The following is a 20224-nucleotide window of genomic DNA, read 5'->3' on the forward strand; positions in this document are numbered from 1 at the left end:
TGTATTAGGCACGCCGCCAGCGTTCGTCCTGAGCCAGGATCAAACTCTCCATAATGGTGAGTCGATTAGCTCGACTTTGTTGCTGGCGTCAAAAATTTGACGTTTATAATGAACGATTAAGTTCAAGTTTGTTTTCAATGCCGACAGGTGTCGGTGCAAAAAAACGTTTTCGCTTCCGGCACCGAAGTGCGTTCCGCTTGTTAGTTGACGTTTTGCTGTTCAGTTTTCAAGGTTCATTTGTTCGTAGCCGTTTCAGCGACTTTATTAATATACCGTCTTTCGAAATCAAAGTCAATAACTATTTTAAAATATTTTTTCTCGCTTCCGAAGGACAAGATTTAATATACACCCTCTTGATTCATAAATCAAGAGGGTTTTTACGAAAAAGTTTATTGAATCGTTTAAAGTCCATCACAAACAGCGTTATACCTGCAATTACGATGAATCCTCCAAGTATTTGAGTAGCGCTTAAATATTCATTAAACACATAAAAAGCTAATATTGCTGCTCCTATTGGTTCAAATAAAATCGCGATTGATATAATATTTGTTGAAACATATTTTAATGACCAGTTAAATAATGTATGCCCTAAAAGATTCGGAACAATTGCTAATAATAAAAACCACAACCAATCATTTGCTGGATACGGGCCAAACGACTCTCCTTTAACAACTATGTAAAAGAACAAAGTTATAGTGCTTACTCCATAAACCACAAATGTGTATGTAACGAGCGAAAGTCTTTTTCGTACGTCCTGTCCAAACAATAAATAAGCAGTAACTAGTCCACAAGCAGAAAGTGCCAACATATCTCCGTACAAAGCACTTCCACTGATTCGCAAGTCTCCCCAGCTAATTAAGATACATCCTCCGATTGCAATGAGTCCTGATAGAATTGTTTTAACAGATAAACGTTCCTTAAAGAAGAAATATGTTCCTGCAAACGCAAACAAAGGTTGCAACGTTACTAATACTGTTGAGCTTGCTACTGATGTGTAATTTAATGATTCGAACCATAGAATGAAATGAAAAGCTAAAAAGATACCGGCTATAAATGAAAACGTCCAATCTCTTTTTGTTAAAATTCTCAACTCTTTTGTGTACTTCCAAAAAAAGATAGGTGCCATGATTAAAACTGAAAACAACATTCGGTAAAATGCAATGACTCCTGCATCAGCGTTGGCAAGTTTTACGAAGATCGCTGACATAGAAACAGCAATAACACCAATCGCAATTGGCAGGTATGGATGAATTGTACGATTTCCCATGAATTCCACTTCTCTCTTTACCCTCTAAACAATTGTTTATATTAACCGAAAAAAGGTACTATATAAGTATTCCTTCATATTGTTTCATTTCTAATCAGGCAGCGCAAGTTTGTTTTTATCTTTTAGTGAGGAGGATGTTAATGGGAGATGTTATTTCTGGCGGGTTTATACATACCGAAATATTATTGAAGTTGGGATTAGCAGCACTATTAAGTTTAATTATTGGTATTGAAAGGGAATTAAAGAAGAAACCTGTTGGCTTGAAAACAAGTTTAGTCATTGCAACGTTTAGTTGTCTCCTTACTTACATTTCTATTGAATCTGCCTATATGGCTGAAGCTAGAGACGGTGTCAATATTACGATGGATCCATTACGTCTTGCGGCGCAAATAGTTAGTGGAATTGGTTTTTTAGGTGCAGGGGTAATCTTAAGAAAAGGTAATGACAGTATTACTGGTTTAACAACAGCTGCTATGATTTGGGGTGCTGGCGCTATAGGTATTGCTGTAGGAGCTGGTTTCTATATAGAAGCGACAATTTGTGTATTGATTGTATTAGTGGGAATCGAGCTACTTCCTCCTCTCCTTTCTAAAATCGGTCCAAAACGCTTAAGGATGAAAGAAGTTTATTTAAAAGTTCTAATTTCCGAAACGGGTGACATAAAAAGTTTAATATCTTTTTTAACCTCAGAAGAAATTGTTGTAGAAAGTTTTCGCATTAAAGACATTCCGCTTTCTGATCAACGTATTAAACATGAAATGGAAATACGCTTATCTGCACCACCTAGACACGACATGTTTACTATTTACAACAGAGTTCATTCTCTCTCTTATATCGATCGAGTTGAACTCGAAATCTTATCTTAACAGGAGGCATTTATGAAAGAATTTTTCGGACTACTTAAAGGAGGAAATAAACCTTCCTTACTTGCAGCAATCGTAAATACTATCATTGCAGTATTAAAAGGTGTTGCTTTCTTTTTCACAGGAAATGTAGCTATGTTTGCAGAAATGATGCATTCAATCGGGGATGCCGCAAACCAGTTTTTTGTTTTTATTGGATCGGCGCTTTCTAAAAAATCACCTACAACTCGTTTTCCAAATGGTTTTGGTCGAGTTGTCAACTTAGTTTGTCTAGGTGCAGTCTTAATTGTTGCTATTTTATCTTATGAAACGATAATTGAAGGATGGCATCATATACAACATCCAGCTAAATCTGGAGGATTATTAATTACTCTTGGTGTATTAGCAATTGCAATTATTTTAGAAACTTTTGTACTTTATAAGGCTGGTAAAGAAGTTTTACACGAAGCAGGAATTGCAGATGCAAAAGGTTTAGCACCTTTAACTAAAGGTTTTGTTCACTTAAATCGTGCTAAACCAGCAACTAAATTAGTGTTTATGGAAGATTTAGTAGCAACTAGCGGTGGTATCTTAGCGTTTATAGCTGTCTTAATTGCTCATTTTACTGGATTTTTACAAGCAGAAGGTATTGCTTCTATTATGATTGGATTAATGATGTTCTATGTAGTTGGACGAGTTTTCTTAGAAAATGCACGCGGTGCAATCGGCGAAACAGATGAACAAATGTTAAACCACATTGCTCATCTGGTATTTGAACACAAAGATGTGAAAGACATTCAAAAGCTTGCAGTAATAAAAGAAGGAGAGTTTTTACACGTAGAACTTGTGGCTGAAGTTGACTCTTCTATCTCTTTTGCTCAGGCAGATGATATTCGTGATCATTTAGTAGACTTGATTCTTCACCAACAAGGTGTACAAGATGTGACCATTTCATTTGATGAAGACGATGGGACTACTCATTGGAAACATGTAAGTACTCGCCCAGATACTTTACCAACTGAATAATAATAAAATGTCCCATCCAATGATTTCAAATTGGACGGGACATTTTATTTGAAAATCTTTAAACAATAGCTTTTACCTTACAACTCCGCCGACCAAACAGTAAAACGGTTTCAAGCCTTTAATGAAATCGCTTGCTACATCGCTCAGCTTTCCTATTGCAACTGACTATCGAGTACTTTAAGTAATTCTACTCCCTGCACAACTAGTTTTTCACTTATTGGTGCATCTGGATTCGTAGGCTTTTGAAATTGATTTAACGCCCCTCCACCAAGCCCAAATAAAGCATCCTTTTCGTCATCTATACCATACTGATAACAATGTCTAAGCAAGAAAGGTATACCGCATTCTAACTTAGCAGATGCCTGTTCAAAGTCCCCGCTCTTCACATATACTGGAATTCGTAAGACATCATAGTATGGTGTTTTTTGAAATACATAATCAAAATAAGCATGATCATAATCCCAACCACCACCAACAGTAAATCCTTGGGCTGTTAAAAACTCTTCTAACTCACCTTTTTCAAACCGTTGTCCTTGTATTAAAGAATTTAGTTCAATCAAAAAAAAGACCTCCTTCTTCTATATAGAATGGACAGGAGGAGTACGATTTTATTCGTACGCAGGAAAAGAAAACACTCGACCATGTTGGAAGAGTGTTTTTCGACTTTATAAAGAAGCTTTTAGGATTGAACGTACATCTTCAGACTCTAAAGAAACAAAATTTCCAAATGGTCCATAAACCATTGCTTTTTCTACCATGACTTCAATATTAGAATCATCAATATCATAATCAGCAAGAGTTTCCGGAGCACCTAGTGAAGTCCAATAAGCACGTAAATTATCGATTCCTTCATTTGCTATTTCTTCTACCGTTTTGCCTTCAGGTTCAACTCCAAATACATAAACTGCTAAACGTGCGAAACGTTCTGGGTCAATTTTAATATTGTGTCGCATCCAGTGTGGGAAAAGAATTGCTAACCCACCTGCGTGCGGGATATCATAAACGGCTGATACTGCATGCTCAATATTGTGGGATGCCCAGTCCCCTTGGTATCCCATTTGAAGCATGCCATTTAAGGCAATCGTTCCTGAGAAGAGAATAGTTTCACGGTGTTCGTATGAATGTAAATTATTTAATAACTTTGGTGCAGTTTCCATAATTGCACGTAATACACCTTCACACATTTCATCTTGGACAGGTGTGTTCGTAGCGTTGTTGAAATATTGTTCAAATATATGTGACATCATATCAACGATTCCGTAAACAGTTTGATCTTGTGGGACGGAGAACGTATATGTTGGATCAAGTATTGAGAATTTCGGGAAAACTAGAGGGCTACCCCATCCGTATTTTTCTTGTGTCTCTTCATTTGTGATAACAGAACCTGGATTCATTTCTGAACCTGTTGCTGCTAACGTTAAAACCGTACCAAATGGCAGTGCTGCTTCAGGAACAGCTTTACGACTAACAAAATCCCAAGCATCACCCTCATACTTAGCACCTGCTGCTATTAGCTTTGTACAATCAATTACTGATCCTCCACCTACTGCTAGCATTACATCAATATTTTCTTTTTTACAAAGCTCCACGCCACGTCGAACAGTTGAAATACGTGGGTTAGGTTCTACACCACTTAATTCAAAAACATCTAAATCTGCTCCCTTTAATGTCGTCATGACTTCTTCATAAAGACCGTTTTTCTTTATACTTCCACCACCATAGATGACTAAAACTTTTTTGCCGTATGTAGGTAATTCTTGTTTAATCTGCTCAAGTTGCCCTTTACCAAAAATCAATTTGACAGGGTTATAAAATGAAAATGAATTCACTTTGATCACGCTCCTATGAATTTATTATGTGCAAAACTCTTCATAAAATCAAAGAAAAGAGCTCAGACATACAAAAAAAGCGTCTTGTCTAAAATAGACAAGACGCAGTATTGTTGTTATACCCAGCCACGGAATCGTGCCGCTTCAGCAGTTTTACGTACGCCTACCATATATGCAGCTAATCGCATATTAATATTGCGTGTTGTTGCAACCGTATAAACATTATCAAAAGCAGTAATCATCTTTTTATATAGCTTCTCGTTAACTTCTTCTTCTGTCCAGTAATATCCTTGATTATTTTGAACCCATTCAAAATAAGATACCGTTACTCCACCTGCACTTGCAAGTACGTCTGGAACAAGTAAAATGCCACGATCAGTTAATATTTTTGTAGCTTCTGAAGTAGTAGGACCATTTGCTGCTTCAACTACAATACTAGCTTTAATTTTATGTGCATTTTCTGCTGTGATTTGATTTTCAATGGCAGCAGGCACTAGAATATCACAATCCAATTCAAGTAATTCTTGATTTGAGATAGTATTTTCAAACAATGTTGTTACTGTTCCAAAACTATCACGACGATCAAGCAAGTAATCAATATCCAAACCTTCTGGATCATGTAACGCACCGTAAGCATCTGAAATTCCGATAACTTTCGCTCCTGCATCACTCATGAATTTAGCTAAGAAACTTCCTGCATTACCGAATCCTTGAATGACAATTCGTGCGCCTTTCATTTCGATTCCGCGTTTTTTTGCAGCTTCTTCAACACAAATAGTTACACCCTGTGCAGTTGCACGCTCCCGTCCTTGTGAACCACCAAGAACAATAGGTTTACCTGTAATAAAGCCAGGAGAGTTGAATTCATCCATACGGCTATATTCATCCATCATCCATGCCATAATTTGAGAATTTGTAAATACATCTGGAGCAGGAATATCTTTAGTTGGACCAACAAATTGACTTATTGCGCGAACGTAACCACGACTTAACTTTTCAATTTCATTCATTGACATTTGTCGTGGATCACAAATAATTCCACCTTTAGCTCCACCGTATGGTAAATCAACGATACCGCACTTTAAAGTCATCCACATAGATAATGCTTTCATTTCATCTTCAGAAACTTCAGGATGAAAACGTACGCCACCTTTAGTAGGACCTACAGCATCGTTATGTTGTGCACGGTAACCCGTGTAAACTTTAACTTTACCATCATCCATTTTAATTGGAATACGTACTTCTAGCATTCGTAATGGTTCTTTTAAAAGTTCAAACATTCCCTCGTCATATCCAAGTTTGTTCAGTGCGTCCTGAATTACATCTTGCGTTGAAGTGAACAGGTTTAGATTTTCAGCCATTTTATATTTTCGCCTCTTTATTCATAATGATTCTATCGCAACTATTGTAACATATTTGGTATATTTTTTTACAATAAAAATTATTTATTGAATACTTTTTGAATTTTTTCGATTGCCCAGTCTAATTCTTCTTTAGTTATTACCAAAGGTGGTGCAAAACGAATTACCGTGTCATGAGTTTCCTTACATAGAAGCCCAAGTTCTTTTAATTCTTCACAATATGGACGAGCTGCTTCGTTAAGCTCTATACCGATAAATAATCCACGTCCACGAACTTCTTTAATAGAAGAATGTTTAATTTGTGATAATGCTTCTTTGAAATAGTTTCCTAGTTCTTCAGAGCGTTGTGCTAACTTTTCATCTACTAAAACATTTAATGATGCAATTGAAACTGCGCAAGCCATTGGGTTACCACCGAAAGTAGAACCGTGTGAACCTGGGTTAAATACCTCAAGTATTTCTTTATTCGCAACCACACAAGAGATTGGGAATACACCGCCACCAAGTGCTTTACCTAAAATATACATATCTGGATCTACATCTTCCCACTCGCATGCAAACATTTTACCTGTACGGCCAAGACCTGCTTGGATTTCGTCTGCAATGAATAGAACGTTATTTTCGCGACAAAGTTCAAGAGCTGCTTTCATGAAACCTGCTGGAGGAATAACAATCCCAGCTTCTCCTTGAATTGGCTCAATTAAGAATGCAGCTGTATTTGGTGTGATAGCTTGTTTTAACGATTCAATATCACCATAAGGGATTAGGTTAATACCTGGTAGCATCGGTCCGAAGCCACGTTTGTAATCTGGATCAGAAGAAAGAGACACCGCAGCCATAGTACGACCGTGGAAGTTCCCGTTGCAAGCAATAATTTCTGCTTGGTTCTCAGCAATCCCTTTTACATCGTATGCCCAGCGACGGGCTGCTTTAATAGCTGTTTCAACAGCTTCAGCACCCGTATTCATTGGCAATGCCATTTCTTTACCCGATAACTCACAAATCATTTCGTACCAAGGTCCTAATTGGTCATTATGGAAAGCACGTGAAGTTAGTGTCACACGGTCCGCTTGATCCTTAAGTGCTTGAATAATTTTCGGGTGACGGTGTCCTTGGTTTACTGCTGAATAAGCAGATAACATATCCATAAATTTATTTCCTTCTGGATCCTTTACCCATACACCTTGTGCTTCAGAAATTACGATTGGAAGGGGATGATAGTTTGGAGCACCAAACTTCTCTGTTTGTTCAATAACATTCTGTGAAACTGTCATAATGTTTCGCCTCCTCTGATTTGTAAAAAAAAGCAGACCCATCTTCAGATGTGCCTGCCTATATTCATACTTTCGTGTCCAGCTTCGAAGTCCAGCTCGCCGGCCACAGTATGGGGTCAGAAAGGCGAATTATTCGCCTTTCTTCCTTCCAGCACCGGTGTCGAGCTATTTAGGGTTTCCCGCTAGTCTTAATGTCTAGTTCCGCAGGGCAGGCTGCACCTAAGCTTCAAGCCCTCATTCGGAAACAGGTTTCCGATTCGGTCTTTCCAGCGCCGGCGTCAGCCTAACGCACCCTGCTTCACTTTTCTTATAGCATTTCAGATGTTGTTTTAGCTTGTAAGTGCAATCCTAAGTAATCAGGTCCGCCCGCTTTAGAGTCTGTTCCTGACATGTTGAAACCACCGAATGGTTGGTAGCCAACGATTGCGCCAGTACATCCACGGTTGAAGTATAAGTTACCAACATGGAATTCTTCACGTGCTTTTTCTTGGTTCATACGGTTGTTAGTAATAACCGCTCCAGTTAAGCCGTACTCCGTGTTGTTTGCAATTTCAAGTGCGTGATCGAAATCTTTTGCTTTAGAGATACCAACAACTGGTCCAAAAATTTCTTCTTGCATGATGCGTGCTTTTGGATCCAAGTCAGCGAATACAGTTGGTTGAATGAAGAATCCTTTAGAGTCATCTCCAGATCCACCCGAAACTAGGCGACCTTCACCTTTACCAATTTCAATGTAGCTCATAATTTTTTTGAATGCAGCGCCATCGATAACTGGACCTACAAAGTGCTCATCTTGCTCTGGAACACCTACAGATAAAGCTTTCGTTAACTCTTCTACACGATTTACTACTTGATCGTATACATCTTCAACGATAACAGCACGTGAACATGCTGAACATTTTTGTCCACTAAAGCCAAATGCAGATTTAACGATTGATTGAGCAGCTAATTCTAAATCAGCTTCTTTATCAACAACGATTGTGTCTTTACCGCCCATTTCAGCGATAACACGTTTAATCCAAATTTGACCTTCGTTTAATTTAGAAGAACGTTCAAAAATACGTAAACCAACATCACGTGAACCAGTGAAACTGATTAAACGAGTACGTGGGTGATCGACTAAGAAGTCCCCAACTTCAGCACCAGATCCAGGAATGAAGTTAAGTACACCAGCAGGCATTCCTGCTTCTTCTAATACTTCAACAAATTTAAACGCTACGATTGGTGTAGTTGATGCAGGTTTAAGTAAGACTGTGTTACCAGCAACAATATTTGCTACAGCAGTTCCTGCCATGATAGCAAATGGGAAGTTCCATGGAGAAATAACAACTGCTACACCTAAAGGAATATAGTCATAACGATTGTACTCACCTGGACGGCTTTCAACTGGTTGACCATCTTTTAAACGAAGCATTTGACGACCATAGTATTCAAGGAAATCGATAGCTTCAGCCGCTTCAACGTCTGCTTCTATCCATGTTTTACCAGCTTCTTTAGAAAGTAATGCTGAGAACTCAAATTTACGACGACGCATAATTGCAGCTGCTTTGAAAAGAACATCTGCACGGATTTCAGGTTTCACTTTTTTCCATGTGCTAAATGTAGCATCAGCAATGTCCATAGCTTTTGCAGCTAATTCATGGCTTGTTTTAGATACTGAACCGACAACTTCAGTTTTATTTGATGGATTGTAAGAAACAATCTTTTCTTCAGTCGTAATTCTTTCGCCACCAATAATAAGTGGGAAATCTTGCCCCATGTAACCAGCTACTGTTTCATAACCGTCTTGAATGGCAATTTTGTTTTCTTCTTTTGAAAAATCTGTGAATGCTTCATGTTTATAAGGAATCATATGAATCCTCCTATAATTTATTTTTAGTGCAAAAATAATTTGCACTTTTATTTCGTTTACATCTATAATAATGCAAAAGATTGTTGCGTTAATCAAGTGATATTTCTTATTTTAGCAAAAAAAGTTAGGAGTGTTCCTCCCGTGAATAAAAAAGACCTTCAATTATTACCGTTTTACCGTTTTGCAAGTGACCATATTCCCGTTGGTATTCACGCAATTGATCGTAATGGACGGACCATTTTATATAATGAAAAAATGAAAAATATTGAAGGCTTAGATTTACACGATGTAGCCGATCGTTCTCTTCTTGAGTTATTCCAATTCGATCAACAAGAAAGCACTCTTTTAAAAGTACTACAAAGTGAGGAACACGTGTTAAATGTAAAACAAACGTATTGGAATCGTAATGGTCATGAAATTACAACAATAAATGATACATATCCCGTTTTTGAAAATGGCGAGTTAATCGGTGCTGTTGAATTAGCACGTGACGTCACAACCTTAGAACGTTTGGTTTACCAACCATTGCGTCGCTATGGTGAACCGATTACATTTTCAGTAATTACAGCCGTTTCAGAATCGATGAAACAAGTCATTTCAACTGCTAAAAAAGCAGCTACTGCACGCTTATCTGTATTACTAGTTGGTGAAGCCGGAACTGGCAAAGACTTAGTTGCTGAAGGCATACATTACGAATTATCCCCACCTTTATCCCATTTCTATACGCTATATTGCCACAACTCTGATCCAACCATTCTAAATAAATTAAAAGACGACTTAGTTTCTCTTGAAGCAAGTACAATTTTTTGTGAACGAATTGATTTACTTACACTTAGTATGCAACAGCAGCTTTTAAGTATAGTTAATGATCCAACACTTTGTGACCATTTATTTTTAGCGAGCGTTGGCGCAGACCCAGTAGATTTAATTGCTTCAGGAGAACTTTTAAAAGACCTATATTATTTCTTTTCATCCATGACAATAGTTGTTCCTCCGTTAAGAGAACGCCGAGAAGACATCGATCCGTTTATTCATGACTACTTTGCTAGACATCGTGTTCGTTTTGGTTCGGCTATTTTAAGTTTGACCAATGAAGTGCGCGAAATTTTCCATTCGTATGACTGGCCAGGAAATTTAAAAGAAGTGGAAATTTTATTGGACGAAATGGCCTCTATGTTATCCGATGAAGACATGATTACTTTTGAAATGTTGCCTCTGCATTTTAAAATAAAAGTGCAAGAAATGCGAGAGCCTTTGATGAGAGCAGAAGATTTTGTTGTTCAGACAGATCGAGACTTATTGCCACTTGACGATTATTTAAGAGAAGCAGAGATGTACTACTTGCAAAAAGTGATGGGGATGTTTGATGGAAACGTTACAAAAGCTGCATTAGCTTTAGGAATGAGTAGACAGAACTTGCAGTATCGATTGAGAAAGATGAAGAAATAGAGCTTTGCATAATACTATTTATCAAATAAAAAAAGCGAGTAACTCATATAGAGTTAGCTCGCTTTTTCTCATTGACCGGATTTATTAATCCATTCTTGCAATTTATCTTTTAAAGAGTTAAAACCTTCTGCATCATGCTCGTCAACGCGTGCTTGCAATGATTTTTTAGGTTTGTCGTCTTTACGTAAAACTGGTGGACGTTCTTGTAATGCACGAATTGAAAGGCTGATTTTCCCTGCCTTTTCGTCCACTTCAAGTACTTTCACTTCTATTTCTTGACCAACTGACAAGAATTCGCTTACTTCTTTTACATAACCGTATGTGATTTCAGAGATATGAACAAGACCTTGAGTCTCTTCATCTAATGCTACAAACGCGCCGTATGGCTGTACGCCTGTTACTTTTCCTGAAACCACTTCACCAACTTGAAACTTCTTAGTCATAATAATCTCTCCCAGTCTTGGATATATACCTATCTACCTTAAGGCCATAAAAGATTATACCATAAACTAGTAAATAACTCAAAAACATCACTGGAATGGAGCAAAATAAACTCGCCATCCATCTATAGTTTTCCGCATACTAATACCTTTTCGTGTTTCATTTCCATATTGAAACTCTCTTTTAAGTTCGAAATATATTATTTGATCGTACTCTTCATCTCCTTGCGGTATTACAGGAGTGTATTGTCAAAAGACTCACTGCATCGGCATAAAGTGAACACGCCATCCTTCACTCGTTTTACGCAGTTGGAATCCTTTCTGAATTTCATCTTTTGTCTGATATTCGGTTTTTAAATTAAAATAAATGACTTGATCATGGTCGCCTTGCACTTCTTCTAATTGATATTCAACTGATTCGAATAGAGTCTTCCAATCCATGACGTCGGCAGAACGGGAGTATTCACCTATAAATTCCTCGCGGGTAGGTCTTAAATAGTTCACGTCATCCAACAACAATGCATACTGGGTTTCAGCATCACCCGAATATAATGCTTCCAAATAGATGCCTGCAATAATATCTGGACTTTCCGATCTAATGATATCGAAGTCATATGCTTCTTTGAATTCTTCATAAATTCTTTGGACTCTTTTCGTGTACTTTAAAGTAATCGGTTCGTAATAGTGCTCTCCTAGAGTTGTCACCGAAATACCTAAATCGATTTGCCATACACCTTCTCGGTTTTTCACAACCGGTATTGTCTTAACAGTTTCCTTCGTTTGGACTTCAATCATGCCAAAAAGTTCTTCATTTTGAGAGGTGCTCATTCGTTCATCATACATAAGTGTAATTACTTCTTCGGGAAGAATATTTTCGTTCCCTAGAAATGCCTGTATATCCGCTACTGATTCCATTCCTTGGAATGGAAGAGTCAAATCCAACAGTACTTCTGGGAAATCTGATTGTTGGGCATAGGAAAATAACAGCACAGACTCAATCGGCGTTAAATTCGATAAGGCATAATCAGGATTTTTTGAGCCTGGATTTTTCAGATAGCCATGAATTTTTTGATGTAATTCTGAGTTTGGCCATTCAACCACTTTTACAGAGTCCGCTAATTCCTCAGTCGGCATTAATTTTGCGAGTTCACCCGTTTCTGCAAGCCGGACTGCATCCTTCAAATCATTGAAATCAAGTAATTTGTAAGTTTCGTTCACTTCCCAATTATTCGCACTTAAGGAATCGACAACAGGTTTCAAGTAATATTTCATTGGTGATACACTAGGAATCAAAAGGAAATAATTCCATGCGGTTTGATATTCCTCTTTAATTTTCCCATTTGAAAAAACTGCTGTGTTGGAAGAGCCGAAAATCAATGTATAAGCAAGGTCTTCATAATAAGATTTTATTACGGAGTACAATTCACCTCGCTGTCTGACGCTCATCAGGGAATATTCTATAGACTCCAAAATGTACGCTGATTCCTGTGTATCGTAAACTAGTTCCCCTCCATACGTGAATGGAGCCATTTGTTTAATATACAATGAATTTAGGGCTGACTGGGCTATCTTTCCATCCAGACCGAATATCATATCATTCATTTCAATATCAGCTATAAATTCTTTTTGATTTGGTGCCACCTCAATCCGAATACCTTCTTGAGAAGCATTCGAAATCATCAGCTGCACTGGTTCAGGCAAATCTTTTCTACGGCTATACAAATAGTCGGCATCAAGTTTTCCGTTCATTTTAGCTGTATTTAAGATTTCCTTATTTTTAGTAATGACCAAATCATAGACCATTTTCAAGTCATCCATTTTACTGCTCAGTTCATCCACAAAACCTGTACTCATTTCTTCATTCAATGGGCTATTGTTTTTAAGGCTTGTCACCATTTCTGAAGGCAGTAGTAAATACTTAATCGTTTCTCCATAGGCTATTTTCAAGGGAAGTGTCGACTTCTTTATAGTGTCAGGATGTGTGATACGTGCAAATTCACTATCCGCAAACTTTACAAAGCCCAGATGATCGAACTGTTCATTCGTCAAGCCCAGCATTTTCTGTCTCTTTTCCCGCTCCGATTGATAGTCTTTCTTGAGTTCTTCCATTTCCTTCTGATCGTATTCGGCAGCCGTGCTGTTCTTTTCCTCATCATGATCATTCATGAATGAAGCACTCAAAATACCTATTAAAAAGATACTTGCTAAACTGACAGCCCAGACACTATTTTTTTGCCACTTAGATGTATTGACCGACTTATCGACTGTTCCATATTGTTGTTGTTGGCTTTCATCCTCGATTTTAGACAATACTTCGTCCGCTTTGAATTTAGACGGGACGCGATTGTATGATTTTTTTAATAAGTTCATTCGTTGTTCAAATTCTTTATCGTCCATATTCGGCCCCTCCTATTAAAGCGATTGCGGAATTTAGTTGGTCTTTCGCGCTCAATAAACGTGTTTTAACTGTTGCGAGCGGGATATTCATAACTTCACCTATTTGATCATATGTGAGTTCCTGAAAATAGAATAAGACGATAGGTATACGATATTTTTCTTCTAATGCTCGAATAGCTTCATGAAGTACTCTGTCCTCTTCGAATACTAATATTTTTGATTCTGTTAATTTTCTGGGTATTCCAAAGTTGATTTCGCCTTGGATTTTACTTTCTTTTACTTTTTCTCTATTTGTTAATCGATAATAATCTTTTGTGATATTTAAGGTGATTTTATATAACCATATGGAAAATTGATCTTGTCTAAAATGGTTTAAAAATCTATATAATTTCATAAAAACTTCTTGTGTGACGTCTTGAACATCATCTGCTTTGACGCCACATTGAAAGGCGAACTTCTCAACTGTGCGATGATGAAGGTTCATTAATTCACCATAAGCCACTTTATCCCCTTTTTGCGCCCTGTCAATCAATTCAAGTTTTTCCATACGTCCCCTCCACTCTCTCTATTTGTTATAAGTTATACGTTTCTTTTTCTATGATTGTTTCAAAAGTTATATTCTTTTTTATTCCTGTCGTGTAGTATTAGAAAAATCTTTAAAGAATTTAGGAGTTGGGTTAAATGGAAAAGCGCGATCATTTTGCATCAAAGATAGGCTTTGTCCTCGCAGCTGCAGGTAGTGCGATTGGACTTGGAGCAATATGGAAGTTTCCATATATGGCAGGAACAAACGGTGGTAGCGTATTTGTCTTATTATTTATTATCAGTACATTATTAATTGGGTTACCAATTCTATTAGCAGAGTTTGTTCTTGGTCGGAAAGGCCAAGCAGATGCAGTAACAAGTTTTAAAAGATTAAAACCGGGTAAAAATTGGTTCTTTATTGGCTGGTCTGGGTTCTTTTTCTCACTCATCATTTTGTCATTCTACAGTGTGGTTGGCGGATGGATTTTATCCTATTTAGGAAGAGCCTTAATGTTCAGTCTTGATAATAATGGAAACAGTGATTACGGAAAGTTATTTGAATCAATTATCTCAAATCCTTGGGAGGTATTAATTGGTCAAGCAGTCTTTATGATTTTGACTGTCATCATTGTACGTGGGGGTATTGAAGGCGGTATTGAACGCGCCAGTCGAATCATGATGCCCGCTCTATTAATATTCTTTGTTGTGTTAGTTATCCGTTCTTTAACATTAGACGGTGCAATGGAAGGCGTTAAATTTATGTTTGTCCCAGATTGGTCTTACTTTAATGCTCAAACCATGTTATTGGCATTAGGACAAGCATTCTTCTCTCTAAGTGTTGGTGTGGCTGGAATGATGACTTATGCTTCTTATTTGCCTAAAGATCAAAAGTTAGGCAGTTCAGCGTTCAGTGTTTCTATGTTAAATATCGGTATTTCTCTAATGGCAGGTTTAGTAATTTTCCCTGCAGTTTTCGCTTTAGGTTATTCACCAGATGAAGGTCCTGGACTTGTATTCATCATTTTACCTGCCGTGTTCGAGCAAATTCCTTTTGGTGCATTCTTTATGCTCATGTTCTTTATCTTATTATTATTCGCAACATTAACTTCTTCGATTGCGATGTTAGAAACTGTTGTGTCTATTGGGATAAAAAATGCATACGATAAACGGAAACGAGCTGCCTGGATTTATGGTTTAGTGATTTTCTTAGTAGGTATTCCAAGTGCTCTATCTTTCGGTGTTTTTTCCGATATTAAAATATTAGGAAAAACATTCTTCGATTTTGCGGATTTCCTAACAAGTAGTATAGGCTTACCTTTAGGCGCTTTATTAATATCAATTTTTGCAGGATACGTTGTGAAGAAATCAGAACTGATCGAGGAATTAAATATTTCTCCTGTCACGTTTAAGTCTTGGTATTTTATCGTTCGTTATCTAGCTCCGGTAGCCATCATTCTGGTCTTTATAAACGCTGTTATTTCAGCATTTAGAGGGTAAGCTTCTGTCTATAAAACAACTTATTTCACATAATCCATGTATGTGGAGTATGATAAGATAGTAAGTAGCATACTTACTATGATGGAAAGGAGTGCATGAAGATGAAACAAGAATTTCACACTCAACTTCGCTTGTTGCGGGAAGAACGTAATATGACTTTAGAAGATTTATCTTTAAAAACCAGAATAGGTGCGAGGAAATTAGAACAATATGAAGCCGGTACAGAAGTTCCTTCCGTACAGACCATTTTGAAATTATCTAACGCACTAGAAGTTCCTGTCTCTAATTTATTAGATGGGCTTCAAGTTAATTCATAAAAACGAAAGAGCATTCACCCAAATGGGAGAATGCTCTTTTGTTTTATCCAGATACAAAAAGAAACTCGGATTAAACTATACATTTTGCTTCATATTTAACAGCTATTAGTTTATAAGCAATTTGAACACATTGCTCAAGAGGAATCCACTGTTCATAAGAATGTTCATACACTTCTTGAATGCGTTTAGCAAGTTCTGAAGGATGATCAATTCCTTGAAGTGCAGCCACAACATCAGCTGTTTCCGTATCATATGCATCCGGACCCATATTAAAAGGATCCCACATTTGAAGTAACTTAACCGATTTTCGATTCATTTCAATGTTTTCCATCATTTTTCACCTATTTGCTTTTCTTTAATAAAGGCTATGATAACATAATAAAGGAACGAAGGCTAGATTCAGGACGTCCTGTCATGACTAGTAATCGTACTCTATAAACTTGAAAACAAACTGAATACAATACTTCCACAATAAAAAGGAAAGAAGGAATTACCTTGACTAATTTTGAACAAGTGATTGACCGACGTAAAAGTCGTTCTGTTAAATGGGATTTAATGGAGACGATATATGGGATTGAAGATGCTTCTGACATTTTGCCAATGTGGGTAGCTGATATGGACTTCGCCGCACCTCAAGCAGTTACTGATGCCTTACATAGCCGAATTGATCATCCTGTCTTTGGTTATTCCTATATGTGTGAAGGTTGTAAAACAGCTGTGCACACGTGGTTAGAAGAGCGACATGATTGGCACACCCAAACAGAATGGATGCTGTTTCATCATGGGGTAGTTCCTGCAATTGCATCTGTAGTTGAAGCATTTACAGAAAAAGACGATCGTATATTAATAACTCCCCCCGTTTACCCTATGTTCTTTTCAGTTCCGGATAGACTAGGTCGCCAAATAGTGGAAAGTTTATTAATAGAAGAAAAAGGCAATTATCAAGTGGACTTTGATTCATTCGAGGAACAATTGAAACAAGGAGTAAAATTATTTATTTTATGTAACCCACACAATCCAGGTGGCATGGTATGGTCAAAAGAGACGTTACTGGAAATTATTCGATTGTGTGCCAAGTATGATACTCTCATTTTATCGGATGAAATACACGCTGATTTAGTGTTCCCTGGACATCAGCATATCCCATTGGCGACTTTGGCAGGGGATGAAGTAAACAGAATTATAACTTGTGTAGCTCCAACCAAAACGTTTAATTTAGCTGGTGTACAAGCCGCTGTGATGATTGCGACAGATCCTGAAAAACGAGAAAAACTAAAAGAAAACGCACTTGCTCATGGACAAATGGAACTTAGCCCTTTTGCTGCAGCTGCTTTAACTGCTGCCTATGAAGATGGTGGTCCTTGGTTAGATGAATTAATGAACGTCCTTTCTTCTCATATGGACTATGCAATTAATAAAATCACACAATCTGTTGCAGGAATAAAAATCAACAAACCACAAGGGACCTACTTGCTATGGATTGATTACAGAGACACAGGATTATCAGAAAAAGAAATAATGGACAAGTTATTAACCAAAGGGAAACTTGCATTAGAACCAGGTTCCAAGTACGGCGATTCTGGAAAAGGCTTCTTGAGAATGAATGTAGCTTGCCCACGTCAAACACTTGAAGATGGTGTTTTGCGTTTCATAACCGCTTTAACATAAGAAAAGCGCCTTCTAGATCGACACCGGCGCTGGGAGTTAGACATATCTGCGCCATGTACGAAGGTGTAGCTCGGAAAAACTTTTACTTTCTTTTAACATAAGAAAAAGGCTTAACCATTTGTAATTGGTTAAGCCTTTTTCAATTTAATATTGATCTTTTTGTTTTTCCAATTGGCGTTCACGTAGAATACGTTCTTCTAATTCCTTAGTTTTCACTTCTTGCTTTTTGGAAATTTTGACGATCCAACGAAAAGCCAAGACGCAAAGAATGGCAAAAATCAAGAATTGAAATGCAGCAGGAATATAGGCAGATTTATCTTCTGGAAAATACAGAAAGTTAACTATCCATGCGTTCAAGTTGAACACTTCCTTACTTATTTTTGAAGAATTTCGATAGATTCAATCTTAATGTCTTCAAGAGGTTTATCGCTACCGTTTCGCTTAACTGTTGTCATTTTGTCAACAACTTCTAATCCTTCGATAACTTGCCCAAATACTGTGTGTTTGTTATCTAACCAAGGTGTCCCACCATTTGTAGTATATGCTTCAATAATTTCTTCTGGGTATCCAGCTTTTTTCATTTGGCTTAACATGCTAGAATCTACACGATTTGCTTGAACGATAAAGAATTGGCTACCATTTGTTCCAGGTCCAGCATTAGCCATTGATAGTGCACCGCGTAAGTTAAATGCTTTATCAGAGAATTCGTCAGCAAATGTTTTTCCGTAAATGCTTTCTCCGCCCATACCAGTTCCAGTAGGATCTCCACCTTGAATCATGAAATCTTTGATAATGCGGTGGAAAATAATACCATCGTAGTACCCGTTTTCAGCGTGTGTAATAAAGTTTTCTACAGTTTTTGGAGCAACCTCTGGGAATAGTTTGATTTTAATAGCTCCCATAGTTGTATTCATTACGACTAAAGCTTCGTTTGAAGCAACTTCTTTTGATAATTGTGGATACATAGCGCTCTCTCCCTTAGTTGCAGTTTGTTTTGTTTCTTCACTCGGCTTTTCTGCCTTCTCTACATCGACACTTTCTTTAGTGCCGCATCCTGATAAAAGGACAATTATACTAATTAATAACAGCCATCCTCGTTTTTCCATGTTCATTTCACCCTAAAATAGTCTATCATATTTAGCTTATATTTTCAGTAATTAAGTCTCTTTACTTCCTTCGTAAGACGAAATGTTTTATAATGAATAATTAGAGGCACTTTATTGCTGAAAATGAAAGAAGGGATTTTTTGGATAGAAAGAAAAGAAATTTTTATATCATATGGATTTCAAACTTTTTAGTTGCAGGAACGGCAACGATGATTATGCCTTTTTTGTCACTTTATATAGATACCATGGGTGAATTTTCGGACGCTTATGTACAGAAATGGTCAGGTCTTGTGTTCGGTATCACATTCGTTTCTGCATTCCTTATGTCTCCCATCTGGGGACGTATCGCAGATCGCTTTGGCTATAAACCAATACTAATAATTACTGGATTCGGTATTTCAATAAGTATTTTGTTAATGGGCTTTGTTCACTCGGTTGAAGCTTTCTTCTTTTTACGACTATTTATGGGTGTAGTCACCGGGTTTATACCGACTTCTCTTGCATTTATTAGTTCACAAACAGCAAAAGAAGTTGCAGGTAAAACGCTTGGTACTCTTCAAATGGGTAGTGTTTCGGGTACATTATTCGGACCAGTGTTAGGGGGCTTGCTCGCTGATTCATTCGGTTTTCAATATACCTTTGTCATCACTTCAGTGGTAATCGCAATCGCTGCTTTACTGGTTATGATTGGTATTAGAGAGACGAAAAGAATACCTGCCCCGAATGCACATGTGTATTCTCGGAAAACGGTTTTATCAGGAATTATTCACCACAGACTCGTATTTCATGTGATGATTATTACCGCTTTGATTCAAATTGGGAACTTTAGTATTCAACCACTGCTCTCTCTCTATGTTTCTAATTTAACCGACTCTTCTCAAGTGGCTTTGCTTGCCGGTATTACATTTAGTGCAGCTGGTGTTGGAAACTTATTGTTTGCGAGAAAATGGGGACAGCTAGGTGATTCTATTGGATATGAGAAAGTGTTAAGTGCATTACTCATACTTGCTTTCCTATTTATCATTCCACAAGCTTTTGTAACCGAGCTTTGGCAGTTAATAGGCTTACGATTATTATTCGGAATCGCGGTTGGTGGGTTAGTTCCTGTTACAACCGCCTTGATAAGACGAGAATCACCTATCGAAATACAGGGAGAAATGATGGGTTATAACACGAGCTTCCGTTTCTTAGGGAACATCATAGGCCCCATGTTCGGTGGTATTGTCAGTGGCTATATTGGTATTTCTTCGGTATTCTTCGTTACTGGTGCGTTATTCTTAATCTCTTATGTGGTGTTAACTTTAACACGTAAAAAACCAGAGCAAGATTTTGAAAAAGTGCTACTAAATGAAGAAGCACATCAACAAGCATAAT

The 20224-nt window shown here is 37.4% G+C and carries 19 protein-coding genes; 7 read left to right on the forward strand and 12 right to left on the reverse strand.

What is annotated here, in order from left to right; genetic code table 11:
* Positions 1-358: 358 nt before the first annotated feature.
* Complete coding sequence (locus C8K15_RS03580; RefSeq protein WP_108585069.1) at positions 359-1267, reverse strand: DMT family transporter; 909 nt, start codon at positions 1265-1267, stop codon at positions 359-361.
* A gap of 140 nt (positions 1268-1407) precedes the next feature.
* Here C8K15_RS03580 and C8K15_RS03585 point away from each other — a divergent pair, with 140 nt between their 5' ends.
* Positions 1408-2133: an MgtC/SapB family protein gene (locus tag C8K15_RS03585; RefSeq protein WP_108585070.1), complete on the forward strand. Its 726-nt coding sequence runs from the start codon at positions 1408-1410 to the stop codon at positions 2131-2133.
* A 12-nt stretch (positions 2134-2145) separates the two neighbouring features.
* Positions 2146-3135 carry a cation diffusion facilitator family transporter gene (locus tag C8K15_RS03590; RefSeq protein WP_108585071.1) on the forward strand — a complete coding sequence of 330 codons (990 nt, stop codon included), beginning with the start codon at positions 2146-2148 and terminating at the stop codon, positions 3133-3135.
* A gap of 152 nt (positions 3136-3287) precedes the next feature.
* Here C8K15_RS03590 and C8K15_RS03595 read toward each other — a convergent pair whose 3' ends face one another.
* The 5 genes from C8K15_RS03595 to pruA form a co-directional block, all read right to left on the reverse strand.
* Positions 3288-3695: a YugN family protein gene (locus tag C8K15_RS03595; RefSeq protein ID WP_108585072.1), complete on the reverse strand. Its 408-nt coding sequence runs from the start codon at positions 3693-3695 to the stop codon at positions 3288-3290.
* A 105-nt stretch (positions 3696-3800) separates the two neighbouring features.
* Entirely contained in the window at positions 3801-4964 is a 1164-nt protein-coding gene (locus C8K15_RS03600; RefSeq protein ID WP_108585073.1) for an iron-containing alcohol dehydrogenase, read from the reverse strand.
* Between the two features lie 116 nt (positions 4965-5080).
* Entirely contained in the window at positions 5081-6325 is a 1245-nt protein-coding gene (locus C8K15_RS03605; protein WP_108585074.1) for a Glu/Leu/Phe/Val family dehydrogenase, read from the reverse strand.
* A gap of 80 nt (positions 6326-6405) precedes the next feature.
* A complete protein-coding gene (locus C8K15_RS03610; RefSeq protein ID WP_108585075.1) occupies positions 6406-7599 on the reverse strand; it encodes an ornithine--oxo-acid transaminase in 1194 nt (397 codons plus the stop codon).
* A gap of 307 nt (positions 7600-7906) precedes the next feature.
* On the reverse strand, positions 7907-9451 hold the full coding sequence (pruA, locus tag C8K15_RS03615; protein WP_108585076.1) for an L-glutamate gamma-semialdehyde dehydrogenase: 1545 nt from the start codon (positions 9449-9451) through the stop codon (positions 7907-7909).
* 141 nt (positions 9452-9592) lie between these two features.
* On the opposite strand from pruA, the gene C8K15_RS03620 reads away from it, so the two are divergent.
* Positions 9593-10900 (forward strand): AAA-type ATPase lid domain-containing protein, encoded by a 1308-nt coding sequence (locus C8K15_RS03620; protein ID WP_108585077.1) that lies wholly within the window; start codon positions 9593-9595, stop codon positions 10898-10900.
* A 68-nt stretch (positions 10901-10968) separates the two neighbouring features.
* Here the strand turns inward: C8K15_RS03620 and yugI are convergent, their stop codons facing one another.
* The 3 genes from yugI to C8K15_RS03635 all read right to left on the reverse strand — a co-directional run bounded on the left by yugI (position 10969) and on the right by C8K15_RS03635 (position 14284).
* Complete coding sequence (gene yugI / locus C8K15_RS03625; RefSeq protein ID WP_108585078.1) at positions 10969-11343, reverse strand: S1 domain-containing post-transcriptional regulator GSP13; 375 nt, start codon at positions 11341-11343, stop codon at positions 10969-10971.
* Between the two features lie 255 nt (positions 11344-11598).
* The gene (locus C8K15_RS03630) at positions 11599-13737 is read right to left on the reverse strand and encodes a hypothetical protein (protein ID WP_108585079.1); all 2139 of its coding nucleotides are present in this window, start codon (positions 13735-13737) and stop codon (positions 11599-11601) included.
* Positions 13727-14284 carry an RNA polymerase sigma factor gene (locus tag C8K15_RS03635; protein WP_108585080.1) on the reverse strand — a complete coding sequence of 186 codons (558 nt, stop codon included), beginning with the start codon at positions 14282-14284 and terminating at the stop codon, positions 13727-13729. Before C8K15_RS03635 ends, C8K15_RS03630 begins: the two co-directional genes overlap by 11 nt.
* Before the next feature lie 134 nt (positions 14285-14418).
* Here C8K15_RS03635 and C8K15_RS03640 point away from each other — a divergent pair, with 134 nt between their 5' ends.
* Positions 14419-15759, forward strand: a complete 1341-nt coding sequence (locus C8K15_RS03640; protein ID WP_108585081.1) for a sodium-dependent transporter — start codon at positions 14419-14421, stop codon at positions 15757-15759.
* A gap of 101 nt (positions 15760-15860) precedes the next feature.
* Complete coding sequence (locus tag C8K15_RS03645) at positions 15861-16076, forward strand: helix-turn-helix domain-containing protein (RefSeq protein ID WP_108585082.1); 216 nt, start codon at positions 15861-15863, stop codon at positions 16074-16076.
* 70 nt (positions 16077-16146) lie between these two features.
* Here the strand turns inward: C8K15_RS03645 and C8K15_RS03650 are convergent, their stop codons facing one another.
* Entirely contained in the window at positions 16147-16407 is a 261-nt protein-coding gene (locus C8K15_RS03650; protein WP_108585083.1) for a DUF1871 family protein, read from the reverse strand.
* A 164-nt stretch (positions 16408-16571) separates the two neighbouring features.
* On the opposite strand from C8K15_RS03650, the gene C8K15_RS03655 reads away from it, so the two are divergent.
* Positions 16572-17744, forward strand: a complete 1173-nt coding sequence (locus C8K15_RS03655) for a MalY/PatB family protein (protein ID WP_108585084.1) — start codon at positions 16572-16574, stop codon at positions 17742-17744.
* 144 nt (positions 17745-17888) lie between these two features.
* Here C8K15_RS03655 and C8K15_RS03660 read toward each other — a convergent pair whose 3' ends face one another.
* Positions 17889-18101, reverse strand: a complete 213-nt coding sequence (locus C8K15_RS03660; protein WP_108585085.1) for a hypothetical protein — start codon at positions 18099-18101, stop codon at positions 17889-17891.
* Positions 18102-18118: 17 nt separating this feature from the next.
* The gene (locus C8K15_RS03665; protein WP_233260371.1) at positions 18119-18850 is read right to left on the reverse strand and encodes a peptidylprolyl isomerase; all 732 of its coding nucleotides are present in this window, start codon (positions 18848-18850) and stop codon (positions 18119-18121) included.
* Positions 18851-18990: 140 nt separating this feature from the next.
* Here C8K15_RS03665 and C8K15_RS03670 point away from each other — a divergent pair, with 140 nt between their 5' ends.
* Entirely contained in the window at positions 18991-20223 is a 1233-nt protein-coding gene (locus tag C8K15_RS03670) for an MFS transporter (RefSeq protein ID WP_108585086.1), read from the forward strand.
* The last annotated feature ends 1 nt before the right edge of the window (position 20224 follow it).

This window comes from Paenisporosarcina sp. OV554 (assembly GCF_003058165.1).
Classification (GTDB): Bacteria; Bacillota; Bacilli; order Bacillales_A; family Planococcaceae; genus Paenisporosarcina.

What these genes read in the sequence shown, in the direction of transcription:
- C8K15_RS03650 (WP_108585083.1), bottom strand. Translation starts at nt 16,407, where the DNA reads ATGGAAAACATTGAAATGAATCGAAAATCGGTTAAGTTACTTCAAATG.
- C8K15_RS03645 (WP_108585082.1), top strand. Translation starts at nt 15,861, where the DNA reads ATGAAACAAGAATTTCACACTCAACTTCGCTTGTTGCGGGAAGAACGT.
- C8K15_RS03580 (WP_108585069.1), bottom strand. Translation starts at nt 1,267, where the DNA reads ATGGGAAATCGTACAATTCATCCATACCTGCCAATTGCGATTGGTGTT.
- yugI (WP_108585078.1), bottom strand. Translation starts at nt 11,343, where the DNA reads ATGACTAAGAAGTTTCAAGTTGGTGAAGTGGTTTCAGGAAAAGTAACA.
- C8K15_RS03585 (WP_108585070.1), top strand. Translation starts at nt 1,408, where the DNA reads ATGGGAGATGTTATTTCTGGCGGGTTTATACATACCGAAATATTATTG.
- C8K15_RS03640 (WP_108585081.1), top strand. Translation starts at nt 14,419, where the DNA reads ATGGAAAAGCGCGATCATTTTGCATCAAAGATAGGCTTTGTCCTCGCA.
- C8K15_RS03590 (WP_108585071.1), top strand. Translation starts at nt 2,146, where the DNA reads ATGAAAGAATTTTTCGGACTACTTAAAGGAGGAAATAAACCTTCCTTA.
- C8K15_RS03630 (WP_108585079.1), bottom strand. Translation starts at nt 13,737, where the DNA reads ATGGACGATAAAGAATTTGAACAACGAATGAACTTATTAAAAAAATCA.
- pruA (WP_108585076.1), bottom strand. Translation starts at nt 9,451, where the DNA reads ATGATTCCTTATAAACATGAAGCATTCACAGATTTTTCAAAAGAAGAA.
- C8K15_RS03635 (WP_108585080.1), bottom strand. Translation starts at nt 14,284, where the DNA reads ATGGAAAAACTTGAATTGATTGACAGGGCGCAAAAAGGGGATAAAGTG.
- C8K15_RS03610 (WP_108585075.1), bottom strand. Translation starts at nt 7,599, where the DNA reads ATGACAGTTTCACAGAATGTTATTGAACAAACAGAGAAGTTTGGTGCT.
- C8K15_RS03605 (WP_108585074.1), bottom strand. Translation starts at nt 6,325, where the DNA reads ATGGCTGAAAATCTAAACCTGTTCACTTCAACGCAAGATGTAATTCAG.
- C8K15_RS03665 (WP_233260371.1), bottom strand. Translation starts at nt 18,850, where the DNA reads ATGGAAAAACGAGGATGGCTGTTATTAATTAGTATAATTGTCCTTTTA.